At 39.2% G+C, this 10023-nt stretch carries 7 protein-coding genes and 1 pseudogene; 1 reads left to right on the top strand and 7 read right to left on the bottom strand.

Annotated features, from left to right (window positions below):
- Positions 1-356: 356 nt before the first annotated feature.
- The 6 genes and pseudogenes from IQ226_RS26080 to IQ226_RS23390 form a co-directional block, all read right to left on the bottom strand.
- A pseudogene (locus IQ226_RS26080) lies at positions 357-443 on the bottom strand (bacitracin ABC transporter ATP-binding protein); the annotation flags it as partial.
- Between the two features lie 70 nt (positions 444-513).
- Entirely contained in the window at positions 514-2184 is a 1671-nt protein-coding gene (locus IQ226_RS23410) for a SulP family inorganic anion transporter (protein WP_193899389.1), read from the bottom strand.
- Positions 2185-2922: 738 nt separating this feature from the next.
- Positions 2923-3759: a nitrate ABC transporter ATP-binding protein gene (locus IQ226_RS23405; RefSeq protein ID WP_193899387.1), complete on the bottom strand. Its 837-nt coding sequence runs from the start codon at positions 3757-3759 to the stop codon at positions 2923-2925.
- Positions 3760-3917: 158 nt separating this feature from the next.
- Positions 3918-5921, bottom strand: coding sequence for a nitrate ABC transporter ATP-binding protein (locus IQ226_RS23400; protein WP_193899385.1), 2004 nt, complete (start codon positions 5919-5921; stop codon positions 3918-3920).
- A gap of 70 nt (positions 5922-5991) precedes the next feature.
- Positions 5992-6828 (bottom strand): nitrate ABC transporter permease, encoded by an 837-nt coding sequence (gene ntrB, locus IQ226_RS23395; protein ID WP_193899383.1) that lies wholly within the window; start codon positions 6826-6828, stop codon positions 5992-5994.
- 145 nt (positions 6829-6973) lie between these two features.
- Entirely contained in the window at positions 6974-8347 is a 1374-nt protein-coding gene (locus tag IQ226_RS23390) for a CmpA/NrtA family ABC transporter substrate-binding protein (RefSeq protein ID WP_193899381.1), read from the bottom strand.
- Positions 8348-9249: 902 nt separating this feature from the next.
- Here IQ226_RS23390 and IQ226_RS23385 point away from each other — a divergent pair.
- Positions 9250-9690: a ubiquinol-cytochrome c reductase iron-sulfur subunit gene (locus tag IQ226_RS23385; RefSeq protein WP_193899379.1), complete on the top strand. Its 441-nt coding sequence runs from the start codon at positions 9250-9252 to the stop codon at positions 9688-9690.
- A gap of 81 nt (positions 9691-9771) precedes the next feature.
- On the opposite strand, the gene IQ226_RS23380 is transcribed toward IQ226_RS23385, so the two are convergent.
- Positions 9772-9975, bottom strand: coding sequence for a hypothetical protein (locus IQ226_RS23380; RefSeq protein WP_193899377.1), 204 nt, complete (start codon positions 9973-9975; stop codon positions 9772-9774).
- Positions 9976-10023: the final 48 nt, after the last annotated feature.

Here is a 10023-nt window from a genome sequence, read left to right as displayed (position 1 = left end):
TGTAACCGTTCACAGAGGGTGAGAATTTATTAAAAAACCTGAAAGCTTTGTCTGTTGGGTTTTTCAGGCAACTTGACATATTAACGAATGGTTCTTAAATTGGCTGGAAAACGATTTGCAAACCGATATAGAGATTTTGCGAATTTCAAATGACCTAAAAAAATCAAATCTATAACGTTTTTCATGCTGTTTTCGTGGAATCTCATATAGAGCGTTTTTTGTACCCCCCGTGAACGGTTACTAATTACTGTTATGCTAATTATAATTCAGGAAAACTATAATCCCCTCTTACGTGCCTATGAATTGGCGAGTAAGGGGGGGATATTGAGTAATTATGATATTTTTAGTAACATTCTCTAACCTACATCATCATGAGCGAAACGGTTAAACAAAAAGTCTAACGCATAATTACGCAATTGATAATATTGATGCTCTTCCATCATCTCATATCCCCGACTTATTATGAATCGGGGATTTTATTGTTCACGACAAGTCAAGTATTGATATTAGTGGTTAGGAAATAGGGGTATTCATCTGTAAGCTATCAACTAAAGAAACAGCTTGTTGTAATGCTTCCTTCCGGTCTATCATTAGGTGATGAGGAGGTAATAAACTCAACACTCCTAAATTTTCCAACCGTTTCTTAATCTTACCCGTAGCCCCAACAATGATCACTTGACGACCTTTTTCACAAGCTTCTCTAATGGCACTTTCAATAGTTAAGGAAGCTGTTACACCCATCATAGGTACATCACTCAAATCAAGAACAATGACATCACAATCTTTGATGGCGTTATGTTCACGAGAAATCGCCTTAGAAACACCAAAAATCATCGCTCCACTTAAGTAGAATAGTAATACTCGACCATTAGCTTGATCTAATAGGCTCTTCTCTTCTGGAGTTAAATCAATTGCATCGTCAGCATCACTAATAGCCTTAACTGTCTCAGACTGCATATTAGAAAGACGTTCAATGGTTAAGATGTTGGCAATAAATACACCCACACCCACAGCCACAATTAAGTCTACAAATACAGTCAAGAGTAAAACACCATACATGATGATTGAACCCTTGAGTGATACTTTGTGAGAGCGTTTTAAGAAACTCCAATCAAGAATATCAACCCCCACTTTTAGCGCGATACCAGCTAATACAGCCATCGGAATGCTTTGAGTTACACCAGCAGCACCCAAAACCACAACCAACAAGACCAAAGCACGAGTAAGACCAGATACCGCAGTTTGCGCCCCAGTTTGGATATTAACAACAGTTCCCATCGTTGCTCCAGCACCGGGTAAACCACCACATAAACCAGATACTACGTTAGCGATGCCTTGGCCAATTAACTCTTTATCAGATTTATGTTCAGTGCGGGTTAGGCTATCAGCAACCACAGCAGTTAATAGGGTATCAATACATCCTAGCATCCCCAACATTACCCCATCAACTAACATGATGGTCATGTTAGTTAAAGTGAAAGTTGGCAGTTGGATTTTTGGTAACCCAGTTTCAATTACACCGATACGTTTGATATCAGCATCACCAAAAAATACCAAAGAAACAACTGTTACCACTACTAATGCAATTAACTGCGGGGGGACAACTCGCTTAACTTGTGAGGGCGTTAAGAAAATAATTGCCACCGTCATCACACCCAAAATCAAAGCAATCGGGTTGATATTTCCTAATAGATTAGGTAGATTTTGGACTATTCCTAATACTCCACCTTTGGGGCTAGGCTGTCCCATGAAAGGGGCAATTTGCAAAATAATCAAAATCACCCCAATTCCTGACATAAAGCCAGAAATTACGCTGTAGGGCATGAGGGTGATATATTTTCCTAACTTAAAGATACCAAAGATAATTTGAAATATCCCTGCTAACATGACTACGGTAAAAGCCATAGCCAAACCGTTTTCTGGGTCACGTGCTGTTAGAGAACTGATAATACCAGTAATGACTACAGTCATTGGACCTGTAGGTTCAGATATTAGAGTTGGTGTACCACCAAATAACGCAGCAAAAAAACCTACGCAGACAGCACCATAAAGACCGGCAACTGGTCCTGCACCGGAAGCTACACCGAAGGCTAAAGCTAGTGGTAGGGAGACAATGGCGGCAGTTACACCACCAAAAATATCACCGCGTAAATTGCGGAAATGAATAGTATTAGTTATTTCCATTAGTTGATGCTCAATGACAAAAAAATTGGCTGTTGACAACAGAATAAATTCTGTCTAGTTAGATCAATAATTTAGCCATAAGTAAATATCTACATTTAACTAATAGAAACTCAAATAGTTTAAATAAATTTAACTATGTTATATTTATTTATAGTGATAATTCATGGGTAGCTTTTACAAATATTTTGGGATATTGGAGCTACCTTTTCTCTCACATTAAATAACTGAATAACTCAGTTTCTATCGGGCTTATGGTGTTTACTCAAGCTAAATTTTCAAAGCTGATAAAATTCCCATGACATCTAATAACTTTTTGAAAGTTACTTTCTTAAAAAAGAATGTCGTGTTGCTAATTTATCATTAGATTTATAAAAACAAGCAAAAAAATATCTTACCTGTTTAGCTGTGATGTGTTCGCGTTTAACTGGCATTTAAAAGATTACTCTAAAAACACAGCCAGATTTTGAAAAAATATACCCTAGTGGAAACAAACTAGATATATATTCAGTCTTATTTTGGTTTTGATAAAAATATCATACAGGTTTTAGTCTTGAAAGATTAACCCTAAAGACAAATTATTAAAAAAATATTTAGATGGCATCCATAAGCTGTAACTTATATATCACTCCGATTAGTGATAAAATTGACCATAGATATAAGTTATGCTAATAATACTCAAATATCAAGGTATATTGATTTTTGTTGGGTTGCGCTTTAGCTTAACCCAACCTACATAAACTAACCTACGTCATCATGAGCGAAACGATTAAACAAGAAGTCTAAGGCATAATTCCGCAGTTGATAATATTGAGGATCTTCCATAATTCTGGCACGATCTCTAGGACGAGAAAAAGGAATTTCCATCACTTCCCCAATTTTGGCATGAGGGCCATTGGTCATCATTACCAACTTATCAGCCAAAAATAAAGCCTCATCAATATCATGGGTAATCATCAACACTGTACAACGATTATCATTCCAGATTTTTAGTAACTCCTCCTGTAACTCTTCCTTAGTGATCGCATCTAACGCCCCAAAAGGTTCATCTAAAATCAAAACCTTGGGACGAATAGCCAAAGCACGGGCAATAGAAACACGCTGTCTCATTCCTCCAGACATTTGCATAGGTTTCTTTTCCATTGCATCACCTAAACCCACCATAGCTAAATGTTCCCGAACAATAGCCCGTTTTTCTGCTTCTGGTTTAGTGGGATAAACTGCATTAACAGCTAAATAAATATTTTCAAATGCTGTTCTCCAAGGTAATAACGCATAGTTTTGAAATACGACCATTCTATCTGGACCTGGTTTTGTAATAGGTTCTCCTTCTAATAAAACTTGTCCAGTTGTCGGAAAGTTAAACCCAGAAACCATGTTTAATAAAGTTGATTTACCGCAACCAGAGTGACCGATAACGCAAAGAAATTCCCCTTGTTCAACGTTGAGGTTAACACCATCAAGAACGGTAAATGGTCCATTTTTAGTGGGATAAACTTTACAAACGTCTTTAATTTCTAGGAAAGGCTGACGGCTGATTGTGGTTGTGTTGGTAGATATTAAGTTACGGTTTTGCATTGTTTGGTAATTGGTAGGAGGTTTCGCGCAAAGACGCTAAGAAGCAAAGACGCAAAGGAAGAAAGGATGATTTTATTAGTTTTGTGGGATGGGCATCTTGCCCGTCTTTTATATTTTTGGGCAGACAGGATGTCCACCCCACAAGATTTATCCCCCCTTTAAGCTGCGGTTTTTCGGGGGGAATCTAGAATGACTTCGGCTATGGAGAAGTCGCGTTTGATTTCTAGGTCGTTAAGATAGCTAATGGGGTCGTCGGCGTTGAAGAGTTTACCATCAAATAATTGAATGGGTTGACGGGTGTAACTGATATCTAAGCCTAGTTCTCTGGCTGCTGTACTGAAAACACGGACTCGACACACTCGTTCGACGATTTCTACCCAATTTCTGGGGAAGGGAGTATCACCCCACCGTGCTAATTGAGTCATAATCCAAATTTGTTCTGTCCGACTGGGGCGGTTAATGGCAGACTCGGAATAAAATTGGTGATGGGCATATTCCCGCATCGGATGATCTAAGTCACAACTATCACTACTGGGGTTTTCCAGTTGGATATATTCAATATCTGTGCTGACATAATCCCGACTTGCTAAAATTTGGCGAATTTCTTGGGCGTTGGCAGGATCTGCACAATATTTGCAAGCTTCTAATAAGGCTTTGGTTAAGGCAATATGGGTATTTGGATAAGTTTCTGCCCAATCTTCTCGCACGCCTAAAACTTTACCGGGGTGTCCTAACCAAACTTCTAAATCTGTGGCAATTGTAAAGCCTGAACCTTCAACTGCTGCGCGATAATTCCAAGGTTCACCTACACAATAACCGTCAATTGTTCCCCCTTTTAAATCTACTACCATTTGGGCAGGAGGAATATTTTTCATGTCTACGTCAATATCAGGATCAATTCCTCCTGCGGCTAACCAATAACGCAGGAGTAAATTGTGCATTGATGCGGGATGGACTACGCCCATTCTGTGTGTTTGTTCGCGGGTTTTTAGGAGGTATTTTTTGAAGTCGGATAAGCTATGTACACCTTCTTCATAAAAACGTTTTGCTAAGGTGATGGCGTTACCGTTGCGGGTCATTGTTAGGGCTGTGACAACGGGTAAGGGTTCGTTTTTATTGCCTCCCAAACTTAACCACATTGGCATACCAGAGGGCATTTGTGCCGCATCTAAATATCCCCCCGTCATCCCGTCTACAATTCCCCGCCAACTGCTTTCCCGGACTAAATTAACTTCATCTAAGCCATGTTTGATGAAAAAGCCTTTTTCTTTAGCAATAGCCAGGGGGGCGCAAGCTGTAATGGGTAAGAAGCCAATTTCTAAATTAACTTTTTCTAAACCATGACGAACCACTGCTGCGGTTTTCCGCGCCCGAATTTTTTTGACTCGTTTTTGTTGGTTAAGGAAGTAAATCATTTCACTTCGTAAGGTGTAGTAACTGGGATGTTTTACTACTTCCATGCGTTTACGAGGACGAGGAATATCTACTTCTAAAATGTCGCCAATTTTTGATTCTGGTCCGTTGGTTAACATGACAATTCTGTCAGATAACAAAACGGCTTCGTCTACGTCGTGTGTCACCATGACGGCGGTAACTTCGTTTTCTTCGCAAATTTGCATTAATTGTTCTTGCAAATTACCGCGAGTTAGGGCATCTAAAGCGCCGAAGGGTTCATCTAATAGTAATAGTTTAGGACGAATTGCCAAGGCGCGGGCTATAGCTACCCGTTGTTTTTGTCCACCTGATAACATCCCTGGTTGTTTGTTAGCATGGGGACGTAAACCTACCATATCTATATGCCGTTCGATGATTTCTTTCCGTTCGGCTGCCGGCATTCCATTTAATACTGAATCTACGGCTAAGGCAATATTTTCTCTCACTGTTCGCCAGGGTAAAAGCGAATAGTTTTGAAATACTACCATTCTATCTGGTCCTGGTTTTTTAATTCTTTGTCCTTCTAATGTTACTAATCCTTCTGAGGGTAGATCTAACCCGGCAATCATATTTAAAAGTGTTGATTTACCGCAACCAGAGTGACCAATAAGAGAGATAAATTCACCTTTTTTGATTTCTAAATTAATGTTTTTCAGGGCGATATATTGACCACCGCCAGTTAATTCAAAAACTTTATCAATTTGATCAACAGCAACAAATACTGACATAGGTTTGGTAATGGGTGATTGGTAATGGGTGATTGGCGATTGCTGAGGGGCAACCACAGGGGGATTGCCCCTACTTTTGTTCTGGTAAAATCCAGTTTTGTAATGCAGCCATGAGTTTATCTAGGATTAAACCAACTACACCGATATAAACTAAAGCCAAAATTACTTCACTGACGTTGTTATTTTGATAGGCATCCCAGATGAAGAAGCCGATGCCGACAATACCAGACATAACGATTTCAGCCGCAATAATCGCTAACCAAGCTAAACCAATGGCAATTCTTAACCCTGTGAAAATGTATGGTAATGCGGAGGGAATTAAGATGTTAAAGAAATACTCTTTTTTAGAAAGTTGGAGAACTTTAGCAACGTTGTTATAGTCTTGAGGGATTTGCGTTACACCTACCGCAGTGTTAATCAGAATCGGCCAAATTGCGGTGATGAAGATTACGAATAATGCGGCTGGTTCGTTTTGGCGTAATGCTGCCAAAGAAATAGGAACCCAAGCTAAAGGAGGTACTGTTCTTAATAACTGAAAGAGAGGATCTAAAGCTTTTGACATGGTTTTATTGACACCAATCAAAACACCCACGCCAATACCAACAATCGCCGCCAAGGTATAACTGATAGCTACCCTTTGTAAACTAGCAAGAATTTGCCAAAATAACCCTTTATCTGTGCCACCTTTGTCATAAAAGGGATACAAAATCAAGATCCAAGTGTCTTGAATAACTTGGATTGGTCCTGGCAATGTTGCCCCTGGAGTCCATGAAAATAGTTGCCAAATAGTTAGAAAGATCAGTAATGCGATCGCCGGAGGCACAAGTTCAGGAAATTGTTTTTGTAAGCCTGATAAAAAGTTATTATCGAATTTAGGAGTGGTGGAACGTTTTTGAGCTATAGTCATGAATTTCTCCTCAAGTTTATAAATGGTTAATGGATATTTTGCGAAAATTAAATCTGTCTTTTTTTAACCAATGTAGAGACGTTACACAAGCAGGTTGTACTTTGTAACTAGGTAATGTCTCTACTTTTTTGGACATATCTATTGATTAAATGCTGGCTTTTTTGAGTTTCAAACTCTTGAGATATGCTTCTGGGTTCTCAGGGTCGAATTTGACTCCATCAAAAAATTCTTCTACTCCACGGGAGGTACTGGTTGGGATGTCAGCAGCAGGTATTCCTAATTCTTTAGCCGCTTCTTTCCAAATATCTTCGCGGTTTACTTTTTTGATTAATTCCTTAGCTTTGGCTGCACCATTGGTAATGTAATCTTTGGGCAAGAATCCCCAACGGACATTTTCCGTTATAAACCATAAATCATGACTTTGGTAAGGATAAGAAACACTACCTTTGCCATCTTTCCAGTAATAAGCAGCCATTGTTTTATCATCAATTTTACGACCATCACCCATGTCATATTGACCTTGGAACGGTTTCGCCAAAATTTCTGGAGAAGATAAACCAAAATACTTTTTAACGGCGAGAATTTGGGCGGCTTCTTGGCGGTTATCAAAGTTATCTAACCACTGTTGGGCTTCCATGATGCCTTTTAATAAAGCTTTTGTGGCTTTGGGATTTTGGTCAACCCAATCGCCTCTCATAGCAAAATATTCTTCGGGGTGATTTTTCCAAATTTCGGCTGTTAATGCCGCCATGAAGCCAATTTTGTCGTTAACGAGGCGGAATGGCCAGGGGTCGCCCGTACTGAAAGCGTCCATTGTGCCGGTTTTCATATTGGCGACGGTTTGCGCCGCTGGGACTGTCAGCAATTTGACATCTGTATCTGGGTCAATACCACTTGCTGCTAACCAGTAACGAATCCACAAGTCTTGGTTAACGTGGGGGAATGTGAAGGCTGCGGTGAAGGGTGTGGAGGATTTAAGTTGGGCAAATAGGGGTTTAGCTGCATCGAGTTTTAAGCTAATTCCTTTTCCTAGATGTTTGTTGGCGATCGCAATGGCATTACCATGAGTAACTAACTGGGCAAGAACATACATGGGTATTGGTTTATTACCCTTAGTAATTTTTCCTTCTGTAATTAAGTGTGGCATGGGCATTTGCCATTGACCACCATCAATACCACCACCGGCAGAACCAATTTCTACGTTGTCTCTTGCTGAACCCCAAGAAGCTTGTTTAGAAATTTCGACATCTGACATTCCATATTTAGCAAAAAAGCCTTTTTCTAAAGCAATTATTAATGGTGCAGATTCAACAATGGGAATATATCCCAGTTTAACTTTTGTCGTTTCTGGTTTTTGTTCGGCACTAATATTAGCTACTGCTTGAACAACAGATTTTGCAGAATTACCAGTGGTTTCTGGTGGGTTTCCTAAACAGCCTTTGAGTAATACGGCACTGGCAGAAACTCCAGCAGTGACAATGAACTTCCGACGAGAAACCTGATTAAAAAATTCAGACATAAATACACTCCCTTGATTTACAAAGTTATTTTTTAAGCATATTTTTTAGTCATACATTAGACATCAGAATTAAAGAAAGATCATTACAATCTCTTGCTAATGCGCTAAAAAAATAGCCTTTTCGGTATTAAAAGGCTGATTTCGCTATGGGAACAAAGTTTAATTACCTTGGGTCACTGGATGAACATGCAAAACCATCTCTGAACCAATTAAAATCAGTTTACAGTTTTTTCTGGGAAATGGATCAACTTGGCAAGGTAATTATTAAATAAATATTAGATTAGACATATAAGTAAAAATTTATAGTCTGGACTTAATTTTGTGACAAGTTTTTAATATATATTGTTTGATTAATGATAATGATTATTCTCAACTATTGTTTCCGTGATTTTAGGTTTATTTAATCACATAAAACAGCAGATAAATAGACAATCCTGATGTTAACGATAGAATGATATATTCATCTATAGATGAATTTGATGATAACTATTTTTGATTAAGACTTACGCAAGTGTCACACCAAAAATCTGTTGTAGGGTGCTTTACTACTGCATAAATCCTGCAAATAAACAGATTGTTGATATCTGACGGGTTTGAGACTCATATTTGGGGCAGTTTTCCAAAAATTATCTTATGTCGAACTCAGGTACAAACAAAGTCCGCCTGCGCGGACTAAACTAAGGAAAAATCAAGGATTGAAACCCACGCAGGTGGGTTTTGCCTGTGTAGACGCGGTTTCTAACCGCCCGGTTGACTACACATCTGGGTTCTTTGTCATTTGGCAAAAGTTTAAATCTCACCCGTGTTTAGTATAATATTTTTCAAACACCCTTTAAACAATGACAGGATCAACCTTTGCCAGTGATAATAGATGAAAAATCACATACTGATTACCAGCAAATATGAAACGTCGTGAATTTATAAATTGGGTGGGATTAGGTTGTTTAGCTAGTTCCTTACCTGTCGCAATTGCAGCCTGTTCTCCCGAAACCAGTACATCGGCCAATCCTGGATCTAATTCTGCTACTAAGGGCTGGCAAAAGGTGGGTACTGTGGCACAGTTAGACAAAACTGGTCAACTATTGGTGGAAAATTCCCCAATTGGTGCAGTATTGGTGGTTGGCACATCTAAAACCGCAAAAAATTTGATTGCTGTGAATCCAACCTGTACTCATCAAGGTTGTACGATTGACTGGAAAGCCGAAGAAAGCAAATTTGTTTGTCCCTGTCATGGGGCAAAATTTGCTCGTGATGGCCAGCCACAAGACGGACCTGCTAAAAAACCACTGAAAACTTACCAAGCCAAAATTGAAGGTAGTTCTGTCTTAGTCCAAGCTACTTAATTCTGTGACGTACTCCACACACTCCCTTTCAGGTGAGTGTGGGCTTCTCAGTGACTCCTCTATGAGGACATTAACTGAGCTTTAAGACCGTGCGCCCCACGGTTCTTTGGTTTTGAGATTTGTTTTTTGTTTTGTAGGCTGCATTTCTGCATTTAATTGGACTACACCTACTTTTCTATAATAACATAAAATCAATATTTTGTTCGTTTCGTCGCTGTAGCCTTCTTTGTTTTCGCTACGCTCAAATACAATTTGGGCTACGCAACTCAACTCACGCGCATTCATCCCACGCTCCTAAGAGTGAGACGTGGGGCTTCTGCTGATTAAGCTAAA

Origin of the sequence: Dolichospermum sp. LEGE 00240 (genome assembly GCF_015207875.1) — a bacterium.
In the GTDB taxonomy this organism is placed as follows: Bacteria; Cyanobacteriota; Cyanobacteriia; order Cyanobacteriales; family Nostocaceae; genus Dolichospermum; species Dolichospermum gracile.
The sequence above is the reverse complement of the archived record's forward strand: the minus strand, read 5'-3'. Positions and strand labels throughout refer to the sequence as shown.

Bases quoted from the DNA above. Each gene is read 5' to 3' on its own strand.
- IQ226_RS23410 (WP_193899389.1), bottom strand. From the start codon at position 2,184: ATGGAAATAACTAATACTATTCATTTCCGCAATTTACGCGGTGATATT.
- IQ226_RS23405 (WP_193899387.1), bottom strand. From the start codon at position 3,759: ATGCAAAACCGTAACTTAATATCTACCAACACAACCACAATCAGCCGT.
- IQ226_RS23400 (WP_193899385.1), bottom strand. From the start codon at position 5,921: ATGTCAGTATTTGTTGCTGTTGATCAAATTGATAAAGTTTTTGAATTA.
- ntrB (WP_193899383.1), bottom strand. From the start codon at position 6,828: ATGACTATAGCTCAAAAACGTTCCACCACTCCTAAATTCGATAATAAC.
- IQ226_RS23390 (WP_193899381.1), bottom strand. From the start codon at position 8,347: ATGTCTGAATTTTTTAATCAGGTTTCTCGTCGGAAGTTCATTGTCACT.
- IQ226_RS23385 (WP_193899379.1), top strand. From the start codon at position 9,250: ATGAAACGTCGTGAATTTATAAATTGGGTGGGATTAGGTTGTTTAGCT.
- IQ226_RS23380 (WP_193899377.1), bottom strand. From the start codon at position 9,975: ATGAATGCGCGTGAGTTGAGTTGCGTAGCCCAAATTGTATTTGAGCGT.